This window comes from Streptomyces sp. NBC_00090 (assembly GCF_045160815.1).
In the GTDB taxonomy this organism is placed as follows: Bacteria; Actinomycetota; Actinomycetes; order Streptomycetales; family Streptomycetaceae; genus Streptomyces.
Map to the genome: position 1 here is coordinate 5953496 of NZ_CP108224.1, position 24361 is coordinate 5977856.

Sequence of the window (24361 nt, forward strand, 5' to 3'; positions counted from 1 at the left end):
TGCGCGTGAGCGGGACGGGAGACGTACAGATGGCGGAACAGCGGTCGGGCGGAGGGGCGGAGAGCCACGGCGGCAGGTCCGCCCCCGAACACGTCCTGGTGGTCTTCCCCGGATACCACCGGCCCTGGGCGGCCTGGATCAACCAGCGCCTGGAGGCCCACGGCGTACGAGCCACCCTCCAGCGGTGGGACCCGCCCCGCGAGGTCCCCCTTGAGGACTCGCTCGGGGACCTGCTCCTCGCCCGCGGCCAGGTCCTCCTCGTCCTCAACGACTGGTTCTTCGAGCTGGGCCCCCGGCCGGCCGGCGAGTGGAACGACGTCCTGCGCGGCTTCGTCGCCGCGCAAGCCGACCGCTTCGCCGCCGTCAACCTCACCAACCGCACGCTGCTCCCCTCCACGGCGGTCCTCGAACCCGTCAGCCTCTGGGGCGTCGGCGAGGAGGAGGCCGAGGCACGGCTCCTCAGCAGGCTCGCCGTCGAACCCCGCAGGGCGTCCGGCCGCCGTCTCCCGGCGAGCGCCCTCGCCCGCTACCCCGACACCCCGCCCGAGATCTGGGGCGACGTCCCCCGCCGCAACCCCCGGTTCACCGGCCGCGACGACCTGCTCACCGAGCTCCAGGAACGGCTCATGGACGCCGAGCGCGGCAACGCCGCCTGCACCCTGCTCGGCATGTCCGGCATCGGCAAGACCCAGATCGCCGCCGAGTACGCCCACCGCTTCAGCCCCGACTACGACGTCATCTGGTGGGTCAACTCCGACGACCGGAACATCCAGCGCGACCGCTTCGGCGAGCTCGCCGTCGAACTCTCCCTGCCCACCGGAAGCGAACCCGGCGAACGCATCCGCGCCGTCCGGGAAGCCCTCCGCCGCGGCGACCCGCACGCCCGCTGGCTCGTCGTCTTCGACGGCTGGGACGACACCGACGGCATCGACGTCATGCTGCCGCAGGGCCCCGGCCACGTCCTCATCACCTCCCGCAACCGCGGCTGGCGGGACCACACCGACGTCCTGGAGATCCCCGGCTTCGACCGCTCCGAGTCCACCGGCTACCTGATGCGCCGCGCCCCGCAGCTCGACGCGGCCGAGGCCGACGAGGTCGCCGCCGAGTTCGGAGACGTACCCCTGCCGCTCGTCCAGGCCGCCGCCTGGCTCGGCGAGTCCGGCATGGAGGCCCCCGAGTACCTGCGCATGGTCCGCGACGGACGGCTCTCCACCGTCGACGAGCCCTCGCCCGGCGACGGCATGCCCAACGCCTCCCTGACCTCCTGGTCGATACTGATCAACCGACTCCGCCGCGCCCAGCCGCAGGCCATCGACATCCTCAGCCTGTGCGCCTCCTTCGCCCCGGGCCGCATCCCGCTCGGCATCGTCCGCGCCTACCCCCAGGCCCAGCTGCCCGAGGACCTCCGCTGGATGGCGACGGACCTGCCCGCCTGGACCCGCGCCCTCGACACCCTCGTCAACTACTCGGTGCTCACCCGCGAGACCCGCGGCCCCATGACCACCGACGACGTCGGCCCGCACCAGGAGTCGATCCACATGCACCGGCTGGTGCACGACATCGTCTCCCGGCTCACCGACGGCGAGCACCGCGACGCCCACCGCAAGGCCGTCCGCACCCTGCTCGCCGAGGCCGACCCCGGCAACCCCACGGACAGCAGGCACTGGCCCCGCTACTCCGAACTCCTGCCCCACCTGGAGCCCTCCGGAGCCCTCCGCAGCACCGACCCGCGCATCCAGGTCGCCGTCCTCAACTGCCTGCGGTTCTGCGACCGCAGCGGCGAGTACAAGGCGGGCATCCGGCTGGCCCAGCGCATCCGCCACCAGTGGACCTCCTTCATGGAGCCGCTCGCCCCGCACATGCAGGAGCTCACCACCCTGGAGGGCGACATCCTGCGCCGCTACGGCCGGTTCCGGGAGGCGTACGACCTCGACCTCGCCCAGCGCGACCGACTGGCCGCCGCCGCGACCGGGAACGACCTCGGCCAGCTCCAGACCAAGATCTCCATCGCCCGCGACCTGCGCTTCCTCGGCCAGTACCAGGAATCGGAGCAGCTCCAGCGGGAGGCCCTCGCCGAGGCCCGCGACCTGCTCGGCGAGACCCAGTTCCTCACCCTCGTCGCCCGCCACAACCTCGGCGTCGTGCTGCGGATGCTCGGCCGCTACCAGGAGGCGTACGAGCAGGACACCGACACCCTCGCCCGCTGCGAGACCGTCCTGCGCCCCCGGCACGCCTCCACGCTCAACTCCAACAACGCCGTCGCCCAGGACCTGCGCCTGCTCGGCCGCTACCGCGAGGCCCTCGGCCGCCAGGAGGCCAACGTCCGGCTGCACGTGAAGATCCTCGGGCCCCAGCACCTCCACACCCTGTACGCGCGCAGCCAGCTGGCGCTCTGCCGCCGCCGGGAGGGCGGCTTCCAGCAGGACATCGGCTCCATGATGGCGAGCGTCCTGGAGCACCTGGAGCAGGCCTACGGCCGCGACCACTACGTGACGCTGTCGGCCGTCACCAACTACGCCAACTTCCTGCGCGAGCACGGCGACCTCGACCTGGCCAGGGAGCTCATCACCGAGGCGGAGGCCGGCTACCGCGCCCTCCTCGGCCCCGCCCACCCGGTCTCCACCGGCGTCCTCGCCAACACCGCGCTGGTGATGCAGGCCTCCGGCGAGCGGGCCGCGGCCCTGACCATGCTGGAGTCGGCGCTCGCCGGACTCACCGCCACGCTCGGCTCCGACCACCCCTGGGTGTTCGGCTGCGCGCTCAACGCCAGCGCCGCCCGCAACTTCAACGGACGGGTCGTGGAGGCCGCCGAGCTCAGCCGGGACACCCTGCGCCGGGCCCGGCACGTCCTCGGGAACGAGCACCCGCTGACCCTCTCCTGCCAGGTGGCGCTCGCCACCGACCTGCGCGGTCTGCGCGAGACCGACGAGGCCGGGAAGCTGGAGGAGGACGCCCTGCTCACCCTCACCAGGACGCTCGGCGCCCAGCACCCCCACACGCTCTCGGCCCGCCAGCGCAACCGCCCGTACTGGGACTTCGAGGCCAACCTCTGACGTCCCGGGAGAACGCCGGAGGCCCGGCACCCCGAGTGGGGTGCCGGGCCTCCGTACGTGGTGGTCCGAGGACGACGATCAGGCGTCGAAGACCTCGTTGACCAGCTGCTGCTGCTCCGCCTGGTGGCGCTTGGCCGAGCCGACCGCCGGGGAGGAGGAGTGCGGACGCGAGATCCGGCGCAGGCGCTCGCCCGCCGGGATGTCCGCGCCGACCGCCAGGTCCAGGTGGTCGATCAGGTTGAGCGCGATGAACGGCCAGGCACCCTGGTTCGCCGGCTCCTCCTGGGCCCAGATGTACTTCGCGGCGTTCGGGTACTTGGCGATCTCGGCCTGCAGCTCGGCACCCGGCAGCGGGTACAGACGCTCCAGACGGATGATCGCGGTCTCCGTGTCGCCCCGCTTCTGACGCTCGGCCTCCAGGTCGTAGTAGACCTTGCCGGCGCAGAAGACGACCTTGCGGACGTCCGCGGCGTTGACGGTCGTGTCGCCGATCACCGGGCGGAAGCCGCCGGTGGTGAACTCCTCCACCTTCGACGCCGCGGCCTTCAGACGCAGCATCGACTTCGGGGTGAAGACGATGAGCGGCTTGTGGTGCGGGTTGTGGACCTGCCAGCGCAGCAGGTGGAAGTAGTTCGACGGCAGTGTCGGCATGGCGACCGTCATGTTGTCCTGGGCGCACATCTGGAGGAAGCGCTCCGGGCGCGCGGACGAGTGGTCCGGGCCCTGGCCCTCGTAGCCGTGCGGCAGGAGCAGCGTGACGCCGGAGGTCTGGCCCCACTTCTGCTCGGCCGAGGAGATGAACTCGTCGACGACGGTCTGCGCGCCGTTGACGAAGTCACCGAACTGGGCCTCCCAGACGACCAGGGAGTCCGGACGGGTCAGCGAGTAGCCGTACTCGAAGCCCATCGCCGCGTACTCGCTGAGCAGCGAGTCGTAGACGTTGTAGTGGGCCTGGTCCTCGGCCAGGTAGAGCAGCGGGGTGAAGTCCTCGCCGGTCTCCTGGTCCACCAGCACCGCGTGGCGCTGGCCGAAGGTGCCGCGACGGGAGTCCTGGCCAGAGAGCCGGACCGGGGTGCCCTCCATCAGCAGGGAGCCGATGGCGAGGGTCTCGCCGAAGCCCCAGTCGATGGTGCCGTCGTCGATGGAGGCGGCGCGGCGCTGCATCTGCGGCATCAGACGCGGGTGGACCGTGATCCGCTCCGGGATGCTGACCTGCGACTCGGCGATCCGCTTCACGACCTCGGCGGAGACCGCCGTGGTGACGGCGACCGGGAACTCGGCGCGGGCGTCCGGGACGTGCGCCGGGGTCGGGGCCGCGGTGGCCTCGCGGACCTCCGCGAACACCTTCTCCAGCTGGCCCTGGAAGTCCTGGAGCGCCTGCTCCGCCTCTTCGAGGGTGATGTCGCCCCGACCGATGAGCGACTCGGTGTACAGCTTGCGCACCGAACGCTTCTTGTCGATCAGGTTGTACATCTGCGGGTTGGTGAACTGCGGGTTGTCGCCCTCGTTGTGACCGCGGCGGCGGTAGCAGATGAGGTCGATCACGACGTCCTTGTTGAACGTCTGGCGGAACTCGAAGGCGAGCCGCGCGACGCGGACCACGGCCTCCGGGTCGTCGCCGTTCACGTGGAAGATCGGCGCCTCGATCATGCGGGCCACGTCGGTCGCGTACATCGAGGAACGCGAGGACTCCGGGGCGGCGGTGAAGCCGACCTGGTTGTTGATGACGATGTGGACCGTGCCGCCGGTGCGGTAGCCGCGCAGCTGCGACATGTTCAGCGTCTCGGCGACGACACCCTGGCCGGCGAAGGCCGCGTCACCGTGGAGGGCGACCGGCAGGACGGTGAAGTCCGTGCCGCCCTTGTTGATGACGTCCTGCTTGGCGCGGACGATGCCTTCCAGGACCGGGTCGACCGCCTCCAGGTGCGAGGGGTTGGCGGCCAGGGAGACCTTGATCTCCTCGCCGTCGAGACCGGTGAAGGTGCCCTCGGCGCCCAGGTGGTACTTGACGTCGCCGGAGCCGTGCATCGACTTCGGGTCGAGGTTGCCCTCGAACTCGCGGAAGATCTGCGCGTACGACTTGCCCACGATGTTCGCGAGGACGTTCAGACGGCCGCGGTGGGCCATGCCGATGACGACCTCGTCGAGGCGCGACTCGGCGGCCGAGTCGATGACCGCGTCGAGCAGCGGGATGACGGACTCGCCGCCCTCCAGGGAGAAGCGCTTCTGGCCGACGTACTTCGTCTGCAGGAAGGTCTCGAAGGCCTCCGCCGCGTTCAGCCGGCGCAGGATCCGGAGCTGCTCCTCGCGCTCCACACGGGCGTGCGGGCGCTCGACGCGGTCCTGGATCCACTTGCGCTGCTTCGGGTCCTGGATGTGCATGAACTCGACACCGGTGGTGCGGCAGTACGAGTCGCGCAGGACGCCGAGGATGTCGCGGAGCTTCATCATCGACTTGCCGGCGAAGCCGCCGACCGCGAACTCCCGCTCCAGGTCCCACAGGGTGAGGCCGTGCTCGGTGATGTCCAGGTCGGGGTGCTTGCGCTGCTTGTACTCCAGCGGGTCGGTGTCGGCCATGACGTGGCCGCGGACCCGGTAGGAGTGGATGAGCTCGAAGACGCGCGCGGCCTTGGTGACGTCGTCGTCGTGCGACGCGTCGATGTCCTTGAGCCAGCGGACCGGCTCGTAGGGGATGCGCAGCGCCTTGAAGATGTCGTCGTAGAAGCCCTGCTCGCCGAGGAGGTAGTTCGCGACGACGCGCAGGAACTCGCCGGAGGCGGCACCCTGGATGACCCGGTGGTCGTAGGTCGAGGTCAGGGTCATGACCTTCGAGATGCCCAGCTTGTTCAGGGTGTCCTGGGAGGTGCCCTGGAACTCGGCCGGGTAGTCCATCGAGCCGACGCCCATGATGACCGACTGTCCGGGCATCAGACGCGGCACGGAGTGGACGGTGCCGAGGCCGCCGGGGTTGGTCAGCGAGACCGTGACGCCGGTGAAGTCCTCCATCGTCAGCTTGCCCACGCGGGCCCGCTTGACGATGTCCTCGTACGCCTGCCAGAACTCGAAGAAGTTGAGCGTCTCGGCCTTCTTGATGCCCGCGACGACGAGCTGGCGGTCGCCGTTGGGCTTCACCAGGTCGATCGCGAGACCGAAGTTCACGTGCTCCGGCTTGACCAGGGTCGGCTTGCCGTCCTTCTCCGCGAAGGAGTAGTTCATCGACGGCATGGCCTTGATCGCCTGCACCATCGCGTAGCCGATGAGGTGCGTGAAGGAGATCTTCCCGCCCCGGGCGCGCTTCAGGTGGTTGTTGATCACGATGCGGTTGTCGAAGAGCAGCTTCACCGGGACGGCGCGGACGGACGTGGCCGTCGGCACCTCCAGCGAGGCGTTCATGTTCTTCGCGACCGCGGCGGCGGGGCCGCGCAGCGTGATCAGCTCGGGACCGGCGGGAGCCACTGTGGCCTCCTGGGCCTTGACCGGGGCGGGAGCGGCGGCGGCGGGCTTCGCGGCGACCGGGGCGGCAGGGGCCGCGGCCGGCTTCGCCGGAGCCGGAGCCGGAGCCGCGGCGGGAGCCGGGGCCGGAGCGGGCACGGAGGCCTGAGCGGCCGCCGGAGCGGCAGGCGCGGCCTGTGCGGGGCCCGTCTGCGGCGCGGCGGGGGCGCCCTGAGTGGACTGCGTGGTGGGGGCCGGGGCGGCCGGGGTCTCCGACGCTCCCGGCTTGTAGTCGGCGAAGAAGTCCCACCAGGCACGATCGACCGAATTCGGGTCCTGGAGGTACTGCTGGTAGATCTCGTCGACGAGCCACTCATTGGCACCGAAGGCGGTCGCAGGGTTCTGACCCTGCCCGTCTTGGTCGGTCGGGGAGCTCGGGGTACTGGGGGACTGAGACGACACGGCGGCAACCGCCCTCTTCCGCTTCACAAGGTGATGGACAGCGGAAATAAAGGCTACGCCTGTCCGGCCGGGAGGTGCAGGCCGGGCACTCCAACGTCGCGCAAGTCACACTTGACGAGGTGTTTCGGAGACGTGAATGGCGGGAAACAAGCGTGGTTCCGTACGTGTGAGGGTACGGAAAAGCGGGGGCGCGGCCCTCTTCGGCCGCATCCCTGATCGCACCCCGTTCACGTGCACGCAGGTCCTGCTCACGTACACGCAGAACGTGCTCTTCCGGTTCGAACCCTACGTCAATCTCTCAGCGGAAGGCTGCCCGGAAGAGTGACCCGGATGCGGCAGCCCCGTGACGATTCGGCCACGCCGATCCCGCCACCGTGCAGATCCACCGCCCAGCGGGCGATCGCGAGCCCCAGTCCCGTGCCGCCGTCGCTGCCCGGACCCTGCCGGTGCGCCACCGTGCCCCGGTTGAACCGCTCGAAGACCTTGTGCCGCTCCGACTCCGGGATGCCGGGACCCTCGTCCTCGACCTCCAGCTCCAGCGAGTCCGGATACGGGCCGCGCCGGGCCCGCACCGTGACCCGGCCGTGCGGCGGCGAGTGCTTCACCGCGTTGTCGATCAGATTGGCCATCACCTGGTGGAGCCGCTCCGCGTCCGCGTGCGCGACCAGCTCGGGCGGCGACACGTCCAGGTGCAGATGGACGTCCGTACGGTTGTGCAGCCCCGAGGTGGAGAACAGGCCGCGCTGGGACGCGGCGAGATTCGCCTCCCGCAGCACCCCCGACAGATACGGCCAGACCTCGAAACGGCTTGCCTTCAGCGTGACGACACCGTTGTCAAGACGTGACAGGTCCAACAGCGTCTCCACCAGCCGGCCGAGCCGCTCCGTCTGCTTCAGCGCCGAGCGCATCGTCTCCGGATCGGCCTCGGACACCCCGTCCACGACGTTCTCCAGGACGGCCCGGAGCGCGGCGATCGGCGTGCGCAGCTCGTGCGAGACATTGGCGACCAGCTCCTTGCGGTGCCGGTCGACGGCCTCCAGGTCGTCCGCCATGCGGTTGATCGTCGAGGCGAGGGCGCCCAGCTCGTCCCGCCGGTCCGCGCCCCGCACCCGGCGGCTGAAGTCGCCCCGCGAGATCGACCCGGCCACCGTCGTCATCTCGTCCAGCGGCGCCGTCAGGGACTGCGCCACGAACTGGGTGATCAGCAGGGTCGCGATCATCGCGAAGATCGTGATGTACCGGAACTCGGTGGAGGTACGGATCGCCACCAGCGCGAGACACGAGGTCAGCAGGACCGCGCCGACGACCAGGGCCCCCAGCTTGGTCTTGACCGAGATCACGATCCGGCGCCGGGCGGGCCGCCGCGCGGCGCCGCCGGCCCGGGCGGGTCCGGCGCCCTCCGTGCCCGTGCCCCCGGTGCCCCCGGTGCGCATCCGCCGCCGGCTCACGGCGCCGGGGTCTCCAGCGCGTACCCCACGCCGTGGACCGTACGGATGCGCTCTGCCCCGATCTTCCGGCGCAGCGCCTTGATGTGGCTGTCCACGGTCCGGGTGCCCGAGGCGTCCGCCCAGTCCCACACCTCGGCGAGGAGCTGCTCCCGCGAGAGGACCGCCCGCGGGGTGCTCGCCAGGCAGACCAGCAGGTCGAACTCGGTCGGGGTCAGGTGCACGTCCTCGGAGCGCACCCGGACCCGGCGCTGCGCGTGGTCGATCTCCAGCTCGCCCAGGCGCAGGATCCCGCTGCGCGGGGTGACCGCGGCCAGCGCGGCCCGCTCGACCCGGCGGAGCAGGACGTGCACCCGGGCCGCCAGCTCGCGCATCGAGAACGGCTTGGTCATGTAGTCGTCGGCGCCGACGCCGAGCCCGACCAGCATGTCGGTCTCGTCGTCCCGGGCGGTGAGCATCAGGACCGGGACGGGGCGCTGGGCCTGGACCCGGCGGCACACCTCCAGGCCGTCGAAGCCCGGGAGCATCACGTCGAGGACCATCAGGTCCGGCTGCCAGGCCTCGGCGGCGTCGACGGCCGCCGGGCCGTCCGTCGCGGTCTGCACGACGAAGCCCTCGGCGCGCAGCCGGGCGGAGATCGCTTCCACGATCGTCGCGTCGTCCTCGACCACGAGCACCCGCCGCTGGGCCCCGGGAGTGGCCGCCGCACCGTGGTGAGTGGTGTGTGTCTGCTCCATTGCCCCGCCTCGCGTCGCCGATGTCGGTGCAGCAGCCTAGAGGTACGGGTGGCGTCCCGGCTATCCAGGAGCTGTCCAGGAGCTATCCGGGACGGACGGCGAGGTGGACCACGTCGGGGACGCCCCGGGCAACGGGGATCTCTTCCGTCCGTACCCCGCTGAATCCGGCATTCCGCAACGAGTCCTCGAAATCGGCCGACGGTCGCGCCGACCAGACGGCGAGCACGCCACCGGGGTTGAGCCGGGCCGCGCAGGCCGCCAACCCCTCGGCGGAGTACAGGGTTTCGTTGTCCTCGGTGACCGTCCAGTCCGGCCCGTTGTCGATGTCCAGGCAGAGGGCGTCGTACGTGTCGGGGGAGGTGCGGAGGTGGGACACCAGGTCCGTGTGCAGGATCACGGTCCTCGGATCGGCCAGCGCGCTCCCGGAGATCGCGGCGAGGGGGCCCTCGCGGTGCCAGTCGATGATGGCGCCCTCCCGCTCGGCGACGACGATCCGGCCCCAGCTGGGGTCGGCCGCCGCGTGCGCGAGGGAGAAGCCGACGCCGAGGCCGCCGACGAGGACGGAGGCGCCGGAGCGGGCCTCCTCGGGCAGGGCGGCCAGGGCCGCGTCGACGAGCAGCCGCTCGGAGCGCCCGTCGGAGGTGTCCATCAGGAAGGTGCCGTTCGCGATGATCTCGAAGTGCTCCGCACGGCGGCGCAGGACGACCTCTCCGTACGGTCCTTCGCGGCGGTCGAGGGTCACGGGGCTGGTCAACGTCGGTCACTCCGCTCTCGTCTCGGCAGTGGGTCCCGGCCATCCTCGTGGGGCGGGGACGGCCGGGACAAACACTTAACGGAGTCGCGGGGTCACACGGTGCGGCGACGGGTGGAGTCGCCGGTCACGGGTCACGGGGCACGGGTCCACGCGGATACGGGGTTACGGGCGCGGGGCCTCGTGCTCCACGAACCGCTCGATCCGGTTCAGCTCGCGGCGGGCGTCGGCGTCAGGCTGCCGCCGCCCTGCCCGCCTCCCACTCGTGGCCGATCGAGCGCAGCAGCTTCGGGTACACGCCCAGGTACCGGAAGGGCTTGATCCCCGCCATGTAGACGCCCCCGAGCAGACCGTTGGGCTTCACCAGGACGGCCATCCGGGCGCGGTGGCGGTCGGGGTCGCCCGGCGCGGGGTCCGGGACCCAGCTGATGTGCATCACCGCGTGCACGGTCCGGTTGGCGCTCTCCGCCACCCACTCCTCGTGCGTCTGGTAGACGGAGGTGAACGGCACCGCCTGCAGGTCGGGCCCGCGCGTCCCCTCGCGCAGGTCCTCCGGCAGCCGCTCCCGGAGGGAGCCCACCCGCGAGTCGAGGCCGGCGTCCGCCTTGTCCCAGCCGAGCAGCGCCCCCAGCTTCCAGCGGATCGCGAAGAGCGTACGGACCACGGGGGTGGAGAGGGCGGTTCCGTCGCCGTTCGTGAACTGCCGCACCAGGCGGTCGAGTTCGTCCGGGCCGCCCGTGACGGGCAGCTCCCACACGTCCTCGACCTGGAAGTCCCCGGCGAACTCGTGGATCCGCCACGGGCGGGAGGTGTGCGCGGTGCGGGGAAGTCTCATGGTCGTACCCCTGTTCCTACGTCGGTCCACGTCTATACGGTGGCGTATAGATCAAGCGTAGACCCGTCTGTACGGCACCGTATAGTCGGGTGGAGAAGTGGCGCGGTGAGGAGGGACACACCATGGGTACGATCCGCACACCCCGCGGCCGGTGGATCGAGGAGGGACTCCGCGCGCTCGCCGAAGGCGGCCCGGAGGCCGTCCGGATCGAGCCCCTCGCCCAGGCCCTCGGCGTCAGCAAGGGCGGCTTCTACGGGTACTTCGCCAACCGCGACGCCCTGCTCGCCGAGATGCTCGACACCTGGGAGCGCGAGGTCGCCGAAGCGGTGATCGAGCGGATCGAGAGCGGCGGGGGAGAGGCCCGCGCCAAGCTCGGCCGGCTCTTCGACTTCGTCCAGGACGTCGCCGACGGGCCGGTGACCGGCCTCGCCGTCGACCTCGCCGTCCGGGACTGGGCCCGGCGCGACGAGACCGTCGCCGAACGGCTCCGCCGCACCGACAACCGGCGCATGGAGTACCTGCGTTCGCTCTTCGGGAGCTTCTGCGCCGACGAGGACGACGTCGAGGTCCGCTGCCTGATCGTCTTCTCGCTGCGCGTCGCCGACCGCTTCATCGCGGTCGACCACGGCGGGCGCACGCCGGCGGAGATGTCGGAGCTGACGAGGGACTGGCTGCTCAGGTAGGCGTGGCCGTGATGCGCGCTGGTGCTCAGGCCTCGCCGGTCGTACGGCGGGAGCCCCGCCACGCGTACAGCGCCGTACCCGCCGCGAAGGCGACGGCGGCGACCGCCCACGCCTCGCCCTCCGGGCCGGGGCGCGTCACCCAGCCCCACCAGGCCGCGCCGCCGTCCGTGCCGGAGGGGGCCGCCAGATAGACCACGCCGACGTAGAAGGTCGGCGGCAGCCAGCTCAACCGGGCGCCGACGAGCGTGGCGGCGGCCGCCGCCACACCGACCAGGCCCAGGGTGTTGCGTACGACGGCGGGCGCGCCGAACTCCTCCGCGTGCCCCGGCACCGCGAGCGCGAGCAGGGCCACGGCCAGCGCGGTCGGCGCGAGGACGTGCGCGAGACGGCGGGGCCACCAGGCGCGTACCGCCGTACGGTCCAGCTCGTCGCTCGGCGTGTGCAGACTCGTCCCGATCACCCCCGCCGCGAGCAGCGGGCCGAGGACCACGACCGGCAGCCGGGCCGTGTGGTCGAAGTCCGGCAGCGATACCAGCCACCAGGCCGCCCAGGCGGCGGCCGCCGCCGTGCCGAGCAGGGCGGCCAGCGCGCCGGGCAGGCCGCGGGAGCGCAGGTAGTGCCTCACGGGATCGGCACCTCGTCCGGGTGGCAGGTGTTCGCGGCCAGGAAGCGGGTGAGGTAAGCGCGCTGCTCGGCCGGGGACTTGGCTTCCAGCCGGTCGATGTAGGGCTGGGCGCCGGTGGTGTCGGGGCCGTAGCCGACCGGGGTCGGCGCCAGCCACTCGGTCACGGCGAGGTTGATGTAGCTCGCCCGCTCGGCGTTCGGACCTGCGCCGTCGCCGGGCTCGCAGGAGTCCGAGAACAGCCAGTTCACGGCCGAGTTGAGGTACAGATCGGGGTGGGCGAGCCGGCCGCGTACCGCGTCCTGCCCGACGGCGGGCAGCGCGACGTCTCCGGGGAGAGCGGGTCCGCCCAGGCCGCTCACCCAGCGGACCGGGGCGCCGGGCACTCCCTTGAGGTGCGCGCTCAGCGGGGCGAGAGCCGCCGAGACGTCGGGCAACAGCGACTCGTCCACCGCCGTCAGGCACACCTGCGGCGTGCCGTCGTCGCAGACCTGACGGGACAGGGCCGGGTCCGGGCGCCACGGGCCCACGTCCTGCGGCAGCCGCTGGATCAGGCCGGCGGCGCCGACCGCGACGGCCAGCGGGACCAGGGCGAGCACCCGGAGGCGCGCCGGGCGCAGGCCGTACGCGAGGAGCGCGGCGAGCGCGAGCCCCGCCGTCCACGCCATCGACACCGGGCCGAACCACCACACCGGCCGGTCCCAGATGCCCTGATGCTCCCCCGCCGGGGAGAGCCAGCGGGCGGGGCCCTCCGTGTAGGCGCCGAGCCCGAGGACGACGTACCCGACGATCCCGAGCAGCGGGGCCGCCAGCCGCCACCGGATGACCCGCCCGGCGAGATGGCCGAGCGCGCCGAGGGCGGCGACGGCTACCGCGTCGGCGGCGACGAGTTCGAGGAAGGGGCGGCCCGCGGAGACGTACGGCCAGGTGGCGAGGAGGCAGACGGCGTCGGCGAGCAGCAGCCCGGCGGCCGGCCAGAACGCGGACGGGCCGACCGCGACCAGGAGGCGGCGCAGCGGGGAGCGGGGGACGGACTCCCACAGCTCCGTCGTCCCGCGCCGCCGGTCCCGGCCGCCCTGCCAGCAGCCCGCCGCGAGCGCGAGGGGGCCGCAGAGCAGTCCGGCGGCGACGTGGAGCAGGTTGGTCGCATCGGCCCAACGGCCCTGCCAGTCGGGCGCCTTGCCGTACATCGTCACGAGGACGGTGAGGGCGACGGCGGCACCGGTCCACGGGCCGAGGCCGCGGCGCAGCTCGGTACGGAGCGGAGAGGGCGCGCGTACGGGCACGGGCCCCTCCGTGCGGGGAGGGGTGAGGGTCGCGGTCATCGGAGCGGCTCCTTCGGGAGGGCCGGGACGGGCGCCGCGTCCGTGGCGGCGGCTCCTCCGCGGGGGCCGGGACGGGGCGCAGTGGTCGTGGCGGCGGCTCCACCTCGCGGGCCGGGCGCGGGTGCCGTGTGCGGGCCGGGCATGGGGGCCGTCTTCATCGGAGCGGCTCCTTCACGCGCCGCCCGGCGGCGTCGCCGGCGAGGCGGGCGCGGTGGGCTCGCAGGGCGGCCGTGTACCCGCGCTCGATGGCGTTCGTCGTCGAGTCGTCCGGATCCGCCGACTCGCCCCCGAGCGAGGCGAGTTCGGCGGTCGTGCCGCGGAAGGCGAGCAGTCCCGACTCGATCAGGGCGACATCGGTGCAGGCCGCGGCCACGTCCTCCACCAGGTGGGTGGAGACCACCACCGTCGCCTCCGTGCCGAGCTCCCGCAGCAGCGCGCGGAAGTCGACCCGCTGCTCCGGGTCGAGACCTGCCGTCGGCTCGTCGAGCAGCAGCAGCTCCGGTTCGTTCACGACGGCCTGGGCGATGCCCGCCCGCCGGACCATGCCGCCCGACAGCGTCTTCATCCGCGCGTCGATCCGGTCGGCGAGCCCGACCCGTTCGACGGCCCGCTCCACGGCCGCCGGGGCCCGGTCGGCCGGCACCTCCTTGAGCCAGGCCACGTACGCGACGAACTCCCGGACCGTGAAGGCGGGGTAGTAGCCGAACTCCTGCGGGAGGTAGCCGAGGCGGCGCCGGATCGCGGTGCGTTCGCGGTGGCTCGCGACGTCCCCGCCGAGCAGCTCCACCCGCCCGGAGGCGGGCGCGGCGACGGTCGCGAGGACCCGGATGAGCGAGGTCTTCCCGGCGCCGTTCGGGCCGAGCAGGCCGTGGACGCCGGGGGAGAGGGACAGGTCGAGCGCGTCGAGGGCGACGGTACGGCGGTGCCGGACGGTCAGTCCGGTCACCGCGACCGTGGCAGGCTGGTTCACCGGGTCTCCAGGTGGTCGAAGGAACGGCGCCGCAGCACGAGGAGGGCCGCGCAGGCGAGTGCCGCGGCGGCCCAACTCCCTTGTGCCACGGGGCCGGAGAAGTAGTCGGCGAGTGCCTCGGAGCCGGCCGTCCGGCCGGCCCCCGTGTCCGGCTGCCCGAGGAGCGGGCCGGTCACGGCGAGCAGCCACCCGCCGGCGAGCGTCGCGGCCGCCGCCCGGCAGCCGACGAAGGAGCCGAGCGCGAGGGTCGCCAGGGTCAGCGCGAGTCCCGGCAGCAGCCAGGCGGCCACCCCCGGGAACCCGGCCACCGGCGGCAGCAGCGCCCCGCCCGCGGTCAGCAGCGGGACGCAGACGGCGAGCACGGCGGCGGTACGGGTGAGCAGGAGCCGCAGCCCGCCGGAGGGGGTGGCGGCGGTGATCTCGTACAGCGGGTCGGCGTGGCGTCCGTACGACACGGCGACCCCGCCGAGCGGGAGCACCGGGGAGACGGCGAGCAGCCAGCTCCGGGCGCCCTGCACCCCGGCCCCGTAGGCCAGGGCGAAGGCCCCGCCCAGGACGAGGGCCACGGCGACGACCCAGGACCCGCGCAGGGCGGGACCGGCGGCCCACCAGAGCCTCGCCCACCGCCCGAGCGGGCTGCCGGCCGCCACGGCCGGCGCCGGCCGGTGCCCCACGGACGTCAGGAGCTCCGCCCGTACGGCGGCCAGGGCCGGGCCCGCCGCTCCGGCGCGGACGGCGGCCGAGACGCGGCCCGCGCAGGGCGAGCAGGACTCGACGTGCTTCTCCAGGGACCAGGCGTCCGTCTCGGGGGCCGCGCCCTCCGCGTACCGGAGCGCGAGCGCGTCGGTGACGTGCCAGTCGGCGACGTGCCGGGGGGACGTCATGCGGTGCCTCCCAGGGGGTACGGGCCGCCGGCGCCGAGCGCGGCGCGCAGTTCGCGGCGGGCGCGCAGGGCGCGGGTCTTGACGGTGCCTTCGGGTATGCCGAGGAGCCGGGCGGTCTCGCGGGTCGTCAGCCCGTCGACGACGGTCGCCCGCAGCACCTCCGCCAGCTCGGGCGAGATCCGGTCGAGGGCCGCGCCCACCTCCCCGTACTCCAGGCCCGCGAGCACCCGTTCCTCGGCGGAGGGCGCGGGGGCGGCGGGCTCCGGTGGCACGGCGGCGGCCCGTTCGGTGCGTTCGGCACGGGCCCGGGCGCGCTGGGCGTCCACGAGCCGCCGGGCGGCGATCACCCAGAGCCAGCCCCCGGCCTCGCCCCGGCCGCGGTGGCCGCCGGCCGAGCGCCAGACCGTGACGAAGGTGTCCTGGAGGACCTCCCGCACCGTCTCCTCGTCCGGGCAGCGGCGGGCCAGCCGGGCGTGCAGCCAGCCCGCGTGCCGGTCGTAGAGGACGGCGAGCGCCTCGGTGTCCCCACGGGCGACCGCGCGCAGCAGCGCCGCGTCGTCGTCCTCGTCTCCCCCTGCGGGGCCTCCCCCTGAGGGGCGCAACAGTCTCACGCCCTCTCTATCGCGCCCGGACCCCGGTTCGGTTCACGGCGGGTCCGACGGCCCGGCGCATGCACCTGCCGGCGCCCCGGCTCACGGGCCCGTCGGCGCCCGGCTCACGGGCTCGTCGGCGCCCGGCTCACGGGCTCGTCGGCGGGCCGCCCTCCGGGAGGGCGGCGAAGACGCGCTGGAGGGCGGGCGGGCGCTCGCCGTCGCCCGCGACGACGAGGTGGTGGCGGTAGGTGATGAAGTACTGGAAGCCGTCGGCGATCGGGCTGCCGGTGGGCCGCGCCGGGACGCGCGCGTAGGCCGGGTCCTCCAGGGCGGCCCGCAGTTCGGCGACCTCGGCCGGGGTCTGCTGCCCGGTCCGGGGCGGCTTGGAGCCGGAGCGGCTGGTCCAGCTGCCGTCGTAGTGGACGACGAGCTGGTTGCGGACCCCGGCGAGGCCGCCGCTGACGACCACCTCGACGAGGACCTCGCCGGGCTGCGGCTCCTCGCGGGGAGCGGTGGGGGCCGGGGTCGGGGCGGCGGTCGGGGACGCCGTACCGCTCGGCGTATCAGGCGCGCTCGGCGTACTCGCCGTACCGGGCGCACTCGCCGTGCTCGGCTCCGGTGGCGCCGGGGGCACGCTCACGCCCGACGCCGGTCCGCCCGGCGCGGGCTCCACCCCGGGGCCGCAGGCGCCCGCGCCGCCGGTCAGGACCGCGACCAGAAGCAGGGTCCCGCACCACTTCCGCCGTACGCGCATGCCTCGCACCATGGATCGAGCATGCCCCGTACGGGGTGCCTCGCGCAGCCGGACGGTCAGCTTCCCGACCGGACGATCCCGGTGAGGGGCCCGCGGTAGCGCCAGTCGAGGGAGTCGTAGAGCGCGAGGCCATCCGTGGTCGCGGACAGCACTCCGGTCTCGGCGCCGGCCTGCGCGGCGGCCGCCTCCAGGGTGCGCATGACGTTCGCGCCGAGGCCGCGCCGGCGGTGCGCGGCGTCGGTCTCGATCTGGTCGGCGACGGCGGTGGAGCCGGTCGGGGCGATCTGGCCGCGCGCGGCGAGGGTGCCGTCCGGGGCGAGGACGCGGACCCGGATGACCCCGTCGCGGACCTCGGTGGTCCGCGCGTACCCCTCGGGCGGCGCGGGGCGGGCGCCCGGGTCCAGCGGCTTGACCATCATGAAGCCCGGGTCGTCGGGGACCGTCCACCCCTCGGTGATCCACGGCGCCACCTCCTCCGGGGCGGCCATCACCTTGAGCCAGCTGTACGGCTCGGTGAGCCGCGCGCAGAGCGCGCCGACGGAGGCCGCGTCGGGGGCGGGCAGCACGTGCCGCACGACGTGCCGGGGGAGGCCGACGTCGATCCGGTGGCCCCAGGGCTCGGCGACGGCGGGCGGGGTCCCCCGGGAGACGGTCCAGCCGGCCACCCAGGCGGAAGTAATAGCTGCAATATCCATGCAGTCATTACATCTGCTGCTCACGGCCCCGCGTCGGGGTGATCGCTGAGAGCGAACGGCGGCAGGGGAACATTCCTGGGCTCACGTGCATTGAGTCCGTACAGCTCAACTTGACTGCCGAAGGGGAGATCATGGCTTCTGCGTCCATGGCGTCCGCGCCGCTCACTCTGCCTGTGCTGCCGCTCGACGACGAGGTCGTGCTGCCCGGGATGGTCGTGCCGCTGGACCTGTCCGACAACGACGTACGGGCCGCCGTCGAGGCCGCCCAGGCCGCCGCGCGCCCGGGCGGCGGCAAACCGCGGGTGCTGCTCGTGCCCCGCGTCGACGGGACCTACGCGGGGACCGGCGTCCTCGGCACCGTCGAGCAGGTCGGGCGGCTGTCCGACGGCGACCCCGGCGCGCTGGTCCGCGGCCGCGGCCGGGTGCGCATCGGCGCCGGTACGACCGGACCCGGCGGCGCCCTGTGGGTCGAGGGCAGCGCCGTCGAGGAGACCCTGCCCGAGCCGCTGCCCGGCTCCGTGACCGAGCTGGTCAGGGAGTACAAGGCGCTGGCCACCAGCTGGCTCAAGAAGCGCGGCGCCTGGCAGGTCGTCGACCGCGTCCAGCAGATCGACGGCGTCGGCGCCCTCGCCGACAACGCCGGCTACTCGCCCTTCCTCACCGTCGAGCAGAAGGTCGAGCTCCTGGAGACGGCCGACCCGGTCGCCCGCCTCAGGCTCGCCACCGCCCAGCTCCGCGAGCACCTCGCCGAGCAGGACGTCGCCGAGACCATCGCCAAGGACGTCCAGGAGGGCGTCGACAAGCAGCAGCGCGAGTTCCTCCTCCGCCGCCAGCTCGAAGCGGTCCGCAAGGAGCTCCGCGAGCTGGGCGACGGAACCGACTCGCCGGCCGACGAGTCCGACGACTACCGCGCCCGCGTGGAGGCCGCCGACCTGCCCGAGAAGGTCCGCGAGGCGGCCCTCAAGGAGGTCGACAAGCTGGAGCGGTCCAGTGATCAGTCCCCGGAGGGCTCCTGGATCCGCACGTGGCTGGACACCGTCCTCGAACTGCCCTGGAACGAAAGGACCGAGGACCAGTACGACATCCCGGGCGCCCAGGCGATCCTCGACGCCGAGCACGCGGGCCTGGAGGACGTGAAGGAGCGCATCACCGAGTACCTCGCGGTGCGCAAGCGCCGCTCCGAGCGCGGTCTCGGCGTCGTCGGCGGCCGCCGCGGCGGAGCCGTCCTCGCCCTCGTCGGCCCGCCCGGCGTCGGCAAGACCTCGCTCGGCGAGTCCGTCGCCCACGCGATGGGGCGGAAGTTCGTCCGCGTCGCCCTCGGCGGCGTCCGCGACGAGGCCGAGATCCGCGGCCACCGGCGGACCTACGTCGGCGCCCTGCCCGGCCGGATCGTCCGGGCGATCAAGGAGGCCGGGTCCATGAACCCGGTGGTCCTGCTCGACGAGATCGACAAGGTCGGCTCCGACTTCCGGGGCGACCCGGCGGCGGCGCTCCTCGAAGTGCTCGACCCCGCGCAGAACCACACCTTCCGCGACCACTACCTGGAGGTCGAACTCGACCTCTCCGACGTCGTCTTCCTGGCCACGGCCAATGTGCTCGAAGCCATCCCGGAGGCGCTGCTCGACCGCATGGAGCTGGTCAGGCTCGACGGGTACACGGAGGACGAGAAGGTCGTCATCGCCCGCGACCACCTGCTCCCGCGCCAGCTGGAGCGGGCCGGCCTGGAGCCGGGCGAGGTCGTCCTGGAGGACGCCTCCCTGCGGAAGCTCGCCGGGGAGTACACCCGGGAGGCGGGCGTCCGCACCCTGGAGCGGGCCATCGCGCGGCTGCTCCGCAAGGTCACGGCCCAGCACGAACTGGGTGGCCGCGAGCTGCCGTTCACGGTCACCCCGGAGGACCTGCGGGCCCTGATCGGGCGGCCGCACCACGTGCCGGAGTCGGCGCAGGACCCGGCGGAGCGCCGTACGGCGGTGCCGGGCGTCGCCACCGGGCTCGCGGTGACCGGCGCCGGCGGTGACGTCCTCTTCGTGGAGGCGTCCCTCGCCGACCCGGAGACCGGCGCGGCCGGCCTGACCCTCACCGGCCAGCTGGGCGACGTGATGAAGGAGTCGGCGCAGATCGCGCTCTCCTTCCTCCGCTCGCACGGCGCGGAGCTGGAGCTGCCCGTCACCGGCCTCAAGGAACGGGGGGTGCACATCCACTTCCCGGCGGGCTCGGTCCCGAAGGACGGGCCGAGCGCGGGCGTCACGATGACGACCGCCCTCGCGTCCCTGCTGAGCGGCCGGCTTGTCCGTACGGACGTGGCCATGACCGGCGAGGTCTCCCTCACCGGCCGGGTCCTCCCGATCGGCGGCGTGAAGCAGAAGCTGCTCGCCGCGCACCGGGCGGGCATCACGACGGTCGTGATCCCCAAGCGGAACGAGGCCGATCTGGACGACGTCCCGGCCGAGATCCTGGAGAAGCTGGAGGTCCACCCGGTGACGGACGTCCGGCAGGTCCTGGAGATCGCGCTGGCCCCGGCGGCGGTGCGGGTGGGCGTCGCCGCGTGACCCGGCGCGCCCGGCGCACCTGGTGCACGGGAGGGCCCGGCGCCCGGCGCACCGGCTGACCCGGTGTGAAATCCCCGCGCGGGAGCGGGGTGTCCTTCGTGGACACCCCGCTCCCGCGTGCGCGTATGTCAGTGAGGACTGGCATGCTCGTACGCATGAACGAAGACGCCTTCTGGGCTCTCATCGACGAGTTGAGCCGCCGCCCGGGTGACCGGGACGAGCGGCTGGAGTGGCTGCGGGCGGAGCTGGTACGGCGGCCGGCGGCCGAGAGCGTGGCGTTCCAGGTGCGTCTTGAACTGGTCTGCGAGGCCGCCGGGACGCGCGCGGTCTGGACGGCGGCGAACCGCGTGGAGGGCGGCGCCTGCACGGACGACGGCTTCCACTACTTCAGGCTCTGGCTGGTGGGGCAGGGGCGGAAGGTGTACGAGTCGGTCGTCGCCGACCCGGACGCGCTGGCCGACGTGCCCGGGCTGCGGGTGCTCGTGGGGCGCCACCGCAACGAGTGGCACGACGACGAGTGGCCCGAGTGGGAGGAGCTCGACTACGTCGCCCAGGACGTGTACGACGAGCTGACCGGCCAGGAGGACGACGACGGCGACGAGTTCCTCGACGCGGTCGAGGAGGCCGAGGAGGAGCTCGCGGAGGAGCTCGGCGAAGAGTTCGGCGAAGGCTTCGCGGGGGAGCTCGGCGAGGACTTCACGGGGGAGAGGGAAGAGGGCGGGGAGCCTCGGGGCGCTCGGCCGGAGGGGGTGGCCCTGCCCCGGCTCAGCGCCCTCTTCCCGCTCGGGTAGTCCGACTCCGGGACGGACCCCGGACGGACCCCGGACGGCCCCCGAGGGTCGTCCGAGGGTCGTCCGGGGAGGGCGTCAGGAGGCGGACGGGTTCCGGCGGCGGCCCAGGAGCAGGGTGCCCGCCGCGAAGGTGGCGAGGGCGCCCGCGCCCGCGAGGGCCAGGGGGAGCGGCGAGGAGGGGCTCGCGGCGGTCTCGGCGGAGAGCGCCGGGGCCTGCTCGTCGCCGCCGTGGCCCGCGTGGCTCACGGTGGAGAGGTCGGTGCCCGCCGCGATCTTCGCCTCGGTCGGGGCCTGGGCCGTCACCTGGGTCTGCGCCGCCGCCGTGCCGCCGAAGGTGACGTCCGAGCAGCTGTAGAAGGCCTCGGGGCTGTCGTTGCGCTGCCACACCTTGTAGACGATGTGGCGGCCGGTGCGGGCCGGCAGGGTGCCCGTGAAGTTGTAGTAGCCGTCCGTCGCGGTGCGGGTGGTGTTGTAGACGGCGACCGGGGTCGCGTCCAGGTCCGACCACTTCAGGGGCTGCGTCGGGTCGAAGCCCGCCTTGGTGATGTAGACCGTCATCGTGCCCGAGTGGGCCGCCGTCGCCCGCACCTTGAAGTCGAAGGAGCCCGCGGCGACCGCCGTCGCCGGCCAGTCGGTGCGCGCCCAGTCCAGCGCCCGGTACTTGGCGCGGTTCGCCGAGCAGAGCTTGCCGTCCGGGATGAGCGCCTGGTGCTGCCCGTCGGCGTTGGCGATGTTGACCTCGTTCCAGTCGTAGAGCGGCTGGGTGCCGGAGTCGGCGACGAGGTCCTTGCACACCTGCGACTTGGGCGTCTCGGGGCCCTCGGCGTAACAGGCGGCCACCCGGCTCACGGGGTTGAAGACGGCGCCGTGGGCGCCGGCCGTGGCGGGGGTGAGGCCGACGAGGGCGGCGGCGGACAGGGCGGAGGCGGCGACAGCCGAGGTGCGGCGGTACGAGGGCATGCGGGGGCTCTCTCTCGTGCGTGGGGGAGAACGGGACGAGCAACGCGCGCTGGGTGCGAGGAAGTTGAATTCCGGGCGACCGCCGTAGAGCGTCGCATTGGTCCATACCAATGAGCAAGAGGGTGGGCGGAAAAAGCCGGAGCGGCCCCCCCGGGGTGCCGCACACCCGGGGAGCCGCCGCGGAGCGAGGGGGGCGAGAACGGCCAGGTCAGCCGTTCGCCAGCGCCTGGACGCGCGAGAGGTCGCCGTTGAAGTGATTGTGGTCGCCGACCGTCGGGCCGGAGGAGGTGTACTGCCACATCGTGTAGTACAGCCAGCCGGCCGGGAGTTCGCCGACCTCGGAGGCGTACCGCGCGATCCACAGCGGGTTGGTGGAGGCGAAGCCCCCGTAGTTGCCGGTGCACTGCTTCCACCAGCTCGTCGCCGTGTAGATGACGGGGTCCCGCCCGGTCCGGTACTTGTACCGGTTCACGAAGTCCCGGATCCAGGTGACCATCCCGGACTGGGTCTTGCCGTAGCAGGTCGCGCCGTACGGGTTCCACTCGATGTCGAGGACGCCCGGCAGGGTCTTGCCGTCGTTCGACCAGCCGCCGCCGTTGTTGACGAAGTAGTCGGCCTGGGCGGTGCCGGTCGTCGTGTCGGGGGTGGCGAAGTGGTACGTGCCCCGGATCATGCCGACGTTGTAGGAGCCGGTGTACTGCTGCGTGAAGTAGGTGTTCTTGTAGTAGGTGCCCTCCGTCGCCTTGACGTAGGCCCATTTCACCCCGCTGTTCCACAGCGTGGACCAGGCGACGTTCCCCTGATGGCTGGAGACGTCCACCCCCTCCGTCTGGACGGCCTGGACGGAGATGCCGCCGGGAGCGCCGCTGCGGCCGTCGTGTTCGAGGACGCCCATGCCCATGTGGGCGGAGCCGCGGGCGGGCACCTGCCGCGCACCCGGGTCCGGGGCGGCGCCGGCGGGGCCGGCGAGGGGGAGGAGGAGGGCCAGGGCCGCGAGGGCGGCACCGGCGAGGGTCGTTCCGGATCTGTGCACACGCATGCGTGCCTCCGAAAGGCTCGGTGGGGGAGCAGTTGGGGAGCTGTCGTGCGGGGCGGTGTCGTGCGGGGATGTCGACATATCCTGGTGTGGACATGTCACTCCGTCGGGAGAGACGCTACGCACGTAGACCCGCCCGACGGAAGGGGGTCCGGATACCGCCGTTGGTCTAAGCCTGCGAAATACTGAAGGAGCTGCGGTGATGACCGTGCCGGGAAGAAACTTTCAGCGGCCGGAAAATCGCCGGAGAGAAACCGGCAGCCGCCGGGAATCCGCCGGAGAACGCCTGGGAGGTGCTGACGTGCACGGAAGCGGTACGGGAAGTGAAGGCCGGGCCGTCCCGCCCGCGGGCGTGGATCCCGAATTCCTCGCACTCGAACGCGAACTGGCGGTCTTCCTGCGCCGCGCCCGCGCCCAGTCCGGCGAGATGGCCCGCGCGGTCCACCCCGAACTGGAGCCCGCCGCCTACGGGCTCTTCGTACGGCTCGACGACGCCGGCCCCCAGCGGGCCACCGAGCTCGCCGGGTACTTCGGCGTCGGCAAGGCCACCATGAGCCGGCAGCTGCGCGCGCTCGAGGTGCTCGGGCTCGTCGTCCGCGACCCCGACCCCGCCGACGGGCGCGCCTCCCTGGTGCGGCTCACGGAGGAGGGCAGGGACCGCTTCCGGCACGTGCGGGACGCGCGGCGCGAGCGGTACGTCCGCAAACTCGTCGACTGGGACCGCGCGGAGGTGGCCGAGCTGGCACGGCTGCTCCACCACTTCAACGTCCGCTCCGAGGGCTGAGCCTCTTCAACGTCCGCTCCGAGGGCTGAGCCCGAGTCCGAGTCCGAGTCCGAGGACTGAGGCTCAGGACCGCATCCCAGGGCCGCATCCCAGGGCCGGAACAGCCTCAGGTCAGCTCCGCGTACACGGCCGTCGCGTCGTCGTGGAGCTTCCAGCGGCGCACCCCGCCCGCCCCCGCGTCCGCGGTCTCCAGCGCCCGCACCCGCCGGAGCAGGCCCGACGGCCCCTCCTCGCGCAGGACGCCGAAGCACTCCGTCCAGTCACCCTCGCCGAACAGCTCCACCCACCGGCTCGCCCCGTCCGTGAGCGCCGCCAGGGCCCGTACCCCGGCGCGCGGGGTCGTCCCCGTCAGCGCCCGCTCCGCGACCGCCGGGTCGGCCGCCGCCGTGAAGAAGCCGCCCTCCCGGTTCCGCAGCCGGTCCGTCGCCTCACGGGAGCGCAGGGTCTCGTCCGGAATCAGGTCGAGCCGGTCGTCGAGCACCGCCCGCACCGTCCCGTCCGGCGCCTCCAGGAGGAGCGCGGAGTCGGAGAGGACGAGATGCTCGACCGAGGCCTCGTCCCAGCGGGCCAGGACCACGGTTGCCTGTGGCGTTCGCACGTGAGAAAGGTCACAGGTGTTCCGGTGGGCGTCCGCGGTGCGCCGGATTGCCCGCGCCAGGATCTCGCGCAGGGGCATGTCTGGGCGAGAAGCGGACAGTTCGGTCAAAGCTCCACCCAGTCGCGCGGTGAACCACGGCACGTCGTGCACACAACCGTCATCACCGGCGGGTGGTGTGACGCCGTCGAGGACGACGATCGTCCCCCCACCCCCCGAACCGGGCAGAGCTGCGGCCACCCAGTCTTCATTGGGGCGTTCGGGGCTGCCGGGGAGAGTGCTGACATCGCTGCGCATGCGTTCCAGTGTGCCCGTCCCGCCGCGCACCTTCACGACACCTTCAAAGGGCCGGAAATGGCCTGTACCAACCAGGAGAAGGCGGTGGGAGGGGCGGAATCGGGACCT

Annotated in this window: 20 protein-coding genes; 5 read left to right on the forward strand and 15 right to left on the reverse strand. The window is 73.1% G+C overall.

The features are described from left to right. Positions 1-29 precede the first annotated feature (29 nt). Positions 30-3053 carry an FxSxx-COOH system tetratricopeptide repeat protein gene (fxsT, locus tag OG361_RS26880; protein WP_405857521.1) on the forward strand — a complete coding sequence of 1008 codons (3024 nt, stop codon included), beginning with the start codon at positions 30-32 and terminating at the stop codon, positions 3051-3053. A 78-nt stretch (positions 3054-3131) separates the two neighbouring features. Here fxsT and OG361_RS26885 read toward each other — a convergent pair whose 3' ends face one another. From OG361_RS26885 to OG361_RS26905, 5 genes are all read right to left on the reverse strand, one after another. After that, positions 3132-6947: a multifunctional oxoglutarate decarboxylase/oxoglutarate dehydrogenase thiamine pyrophosphate-binding subunit/dihydrolipoyllysine-residue succinyltransferase subunit gene (locus OG361_RS26885; protein ID WP_405857523.1), complete on the reverse strand. Its 3816-nt coding sequence runs from the start codon at positions 6945-6947 to the stop codon at positions 3132-3134. Positions 6948-7237: 290 nt separating this feature from the next. Beyond that, complete coding sequence (locus OG361_RS26890) at positions 7238-8380, reverse strand: ATP-binding protein (protein WP_405862448.1); 1143 nt, start codon at positions 8378-8380, stop codon at positions 7238-7240. 11 nt (positions 8381-8391) lie between these two features. Continuing rightward, complete coding sequence (locus OG361_RS26895) at positions 8392-9129, reverse strand: response regulator transcription factor (RefSeq protein WP_384575114.1); 738 nt, start codon at positions 9127-9129, stop codon at positions 8392-8394. Between the two features lie 82 nt (positions 9130-9211). Further along, positions 9212-9883, reverse strand: a complete 672-nt coding sequence (locus OG361_RS26900) for a spermidine synthase (RefSeq protein ID WP_405857525.1) — start codon at positions 9881-9883, stop codon at positions 9212-9214. 229 nt (positions 9884-10112) lie between these two features. Next, positions 10113-10715, reverse strand: a complete 603-nt coding sequence (locus OG361_RS26905; RefSeq protein ID WP_405857527.1) for a DUF2867 domain-containing protein — start codon at positions 10713-10715, stop codon at positions 10113-10115. Positions 10716-10837: 122 nt separating this feature from the next. On the opposite strand from OG361_RS26905, the gene OG361_RS26910 reads away from it, so the two are divergent. Beyond that, complete coding sequence (locus tag OG361_RS26910; protein ID WP_405857529.1) at positions 10838-11398, forward strand: TetR/AcrR family transcriptional regulator; 561 nt, start codon at positions 10838-10840, stop codon at positions 11396-11398. A gap of 25 nt (positions 11399-11423) precedes the next feature. Here OG361_RS26910 and OG361_RS26915 read toward each other — a convergent pair whose 3' ends face one another. The 7 genes from OG361_RS26915 to OG361_RS26945 all read right to left on the reverse strand — a co-directional run bounded on the left by OG361_RS26915 (position 11424) and on the right by OG361_RS26945 (position 17241). Then, positions 11424-12023 carry a hypothetical protein gene (locus OG361_RS26915; protein WP_405857531.1) on the reverse strand — a complete coding sequence of 200 codons (600 nt, stop codon included), beginning with the start codon at positions 12021-12023 and terminating at the stop codon, positions 11424-11426. After that, on the reverse strand, positions 12020-13345 hold the full coding sequence (locus OG361_RS26920) for a hypothetical protein (protein ID WP_405857533.1): 1326 nt from the start codon (positions 13343-13345) through the stop codon (positions 12020-12022). The genes OG361_RS26915 and OG361_RS26920 overlap by 4 nt, the downstream gene beginning before the upstream one ends. Before the next feature lie 154 nt (positions 13346-13499). Beyond that, a complete protein-coding gene (locus OG361_RS26925; protein WP_405857535.1) occupies positions 13500-14315 on the reverse strand; it encodes an ABC transporter ATP-binding protein in 816 nt (271 codons plus the stop codon). Further along, positions 14312-15199 carry a zf-HC2 domain-containing protein gene (locus tag OG361_RS26930; RefSeq protein ID WP_405857537.1) on the reverse strand — a complete coding sequence of 296 codons (888 nt, stop codon included), beginning with the start codon at positions 15197-15199 and terminating at the stop codon, positions 14312-14314. The genes OG361_RS26925 and OG361_RS26930 overlap by 4 nt, the downstream gene beginning before the upstream one ends. Beyond that, positions 15196-15810, reverse strand: coding sequence for an RNA polymerase sigma factor (locus OG361_RS26935; RefSeq protein WP_405857539.1), 615 nt, complete (start codon positions 15808-15810; stop codon positions 15196-15198). Before OG361_RS26935 ends, OG361_RS26930 begins: the two co-directional genes overlap by 4 nt. A 127-nt stretch (positions 15811-15937) precedes the next feature. Continuing rightward, the gene (locus tag OG361_RS26940) at positions 15938-16546 is read right to left on the reverse strand and encodes a hypothetical protein (RefSeq protein ID WP_405857541.1); all 609 of its coding nucleotides are present in this window, start codon (positions 16544-16546) and stop codon (positions 15938-15940) included. A gap of 56 nt (positions 16547-16602) precedes the next feature. Beyond that, positions 16603-17241 (reverse strand): GNAT family N-acetyltransferase, encoded by a 639-nt coding sequence (locus tag OG361_RS26945; protein ID WP_405857543.1) that lies wholly within the window; start codon positions 17239-17241, stop codon positions 16603-16605. Between the two features lie 131 nt (positions 17242-17372). Between OG361_RS26945 and lon the strand changes: the two genes are divergently transcribed. Beyond that, positions 17373-19790 carry an endopeptidase La gene (gene lon, locus OG361_RS26950; RefSeq protein WP_405857545.1) on the forward strand — a complete coding sequence of 806 codons (2418 nt, stop codon included), beginning with the start codon at positions 17373-17375 and terminating at the stop codon, positions 19788-19790. 155 nt (positions 19791-19945) lie between these two features. Further along, positions 19946-20581: a DUF4240 domain-containing protein gene (locus tag OG361_RS26955; protein ID WP_405857547.1), complete on the forward strand. Its 636-nt coding sequence runs from the start codon at positions 19946-19948 to the stop codon at positions 20579-20581. Positions 20582-20656: 75 nt separating this feature from the next. On the opposite strand, the gene OG361_RS26960 is transcribed toward OG361_RS26955, so the two are convergent. Both OG361_RS26960 and OG361_RS26965 read right to left on the reverse strand, forming a co-directional pair. After that, positions 20657-21541 (reverse strand): lytic polysaccharide monooxygenase, encoded by an 885-nt coding sequence (locus OG361_RS26960; protein WP_405857549.1) that lies wholly within the window; start codon positions 21539-21541, stop codon positions 20657-20659. Positions 21542-21749: 208 nt separating this feature from the next. Beyond that, positions 21750-22580, reverse strand: a complete 831-nt coding sequence (locus OG361_RS26965) for a lysozyme (protein WP_405857550.1) — start codon at positions 22578-22580, stop codon at positions 21750-21752. A 349-nt stretch (positions 22581-22929) separates the two neighbouring features. Between OG361_RS26965 and OG361_RS26970 the strand changes: the two genes are divergently transcribed. Continuing rightward, positions 22930-23361: a MarR family winged helix-turn-helix transcriptional regulator gene (locus tag OG361_RS26970; protein ID WP_405857552.1), complete on the forward strand. Its 432-nt coding sequence runs from the start codon at positions 22930-22932 to the stop codon at positions 23359-23361. 106 nt (positions 23362-23467) lie between these two features. Here OG361_RS26970 and OG361_RS26975 read toward each other — a convergent pair whose 3' ends face one another. Continuing rightward, complete coding sequence (locus tag OG361_RS26975) at positions 23468-24253, reverse strand: protein phosphatase 2C domain-containing protein (protein WP_405857554.1); 786 nt, start codon at positions 24251-24253, stop codon at positions 23468-23470. Between the last annotated feature and the right edge of the window lie 108 nt (positions 24254-24361).

What these genes read in the sequence shown, in the direction of transcription:
- fxsT (WP_405857521.1), top strand. Translation starts at nt 30, where the DNA reads ATGGCGGAACAGCGGTCGGGCGGAGGGGCGGAGAGCCACGGCGGCAGG.
- OG361_RS26890 (WP_405862448.1), bottom strand. Translation starts at nt 8,380, where the DNA reads ATGCGCACCGGGGGCACCGGGGGCACGGGCACGGAGGGCGCCGGACCC.
- OG361_RS26895 (WP_384575114.1), bottom strand. Translation starts at nt 9,129, where the DNA reads ATGGAGCAGACACACACCACTCACCACGGTGCGGCGGCCACTCCCGGG.
- OG361_RS26905 (WP_405857527.1), bottom strand. Translation starts at nt 10,715, where the DNA reads ATGAGACTTCCCCGCACCGCGCACACCTCCCGCCCGTGGCGGATCCAC.
- OG361_RS26910 (WP_405857529.1), top strand. Translation starts at nt 10,838, where the DNA reads ATGGGTACGATCCGCACACCCCGCGGCCGGTGGATCGAGGAGGGACTC.
- OG361_RS26920 (WP_405857533.1), bottom strand. Translation starts at nt 13,345, where the DNA reads ATGACCGCGACCCTCACCCCTCCCCGCACGGAGGGGCCCGTGCCCGTA.
- OG361_RS26930 (WP_405857537.1), bottom strand. Translation starts at nt 15,199, where the DNA reads ATGACGTCCCCCCGGCACGTCGCCGACTGGCACGTCACCGACGCGCTC.
- OG361_RS26940 (WP_405857541.1), bottom strand. Translation starts at nt 16,546, where the DNA reads ATGCGCGTACGGCGGAAGTGGTGCGGGACCCTGCTTCTGGTCGCGGTC.
- OG361_RS26945 (WP_405857543.1), bottom strand. Translation starts at nt 17,241, where the DNA reads ATGGATATTGCAGCTATTACTTCCGCCTGGGTGGCCGGCTGGACCGTC.
- lon (WP_405857545.1), top strand. Translation starts at nt 17,373, where the DNA reads ATGGCTTCTGCGTCCATGGCGTCCGCGCCGCTCACTCTGCCTGTGCTG.
- OG361_RS26955 (WP_405857547.1), top strand. Translation starts at nt 19,946, where the DNA reads ATGAACGAAGACGCCTTCTGGGCTCTCATCGACGAGTTGAGCCGCCGC.
- OG361_RS26960 (WP_405857549.1), bottom strand. Translation starts at nt 21,541, where the DNA reads ATGCCCTCGTACCGCCGCACCTCGGCTGTCGCCGCCTCCGCCCTGTCC.
- OG361_RS26965 (WP_405857550.1), bottom strand. Translation starts at nt 22,580, where the DNA reads ATGCGTGTGCACAGATCCGGAACGACCCTCGCCGGTGCCGCCCTCGCG.
- OG361_RS26975 (WP_405857554.1), bottom strand. Translation starts at nt 24,253, where the DNA reads ATGCGCAGCGATGTCAGCACTCTCCCCGGCAGCCCCGAACGCCCCAAT.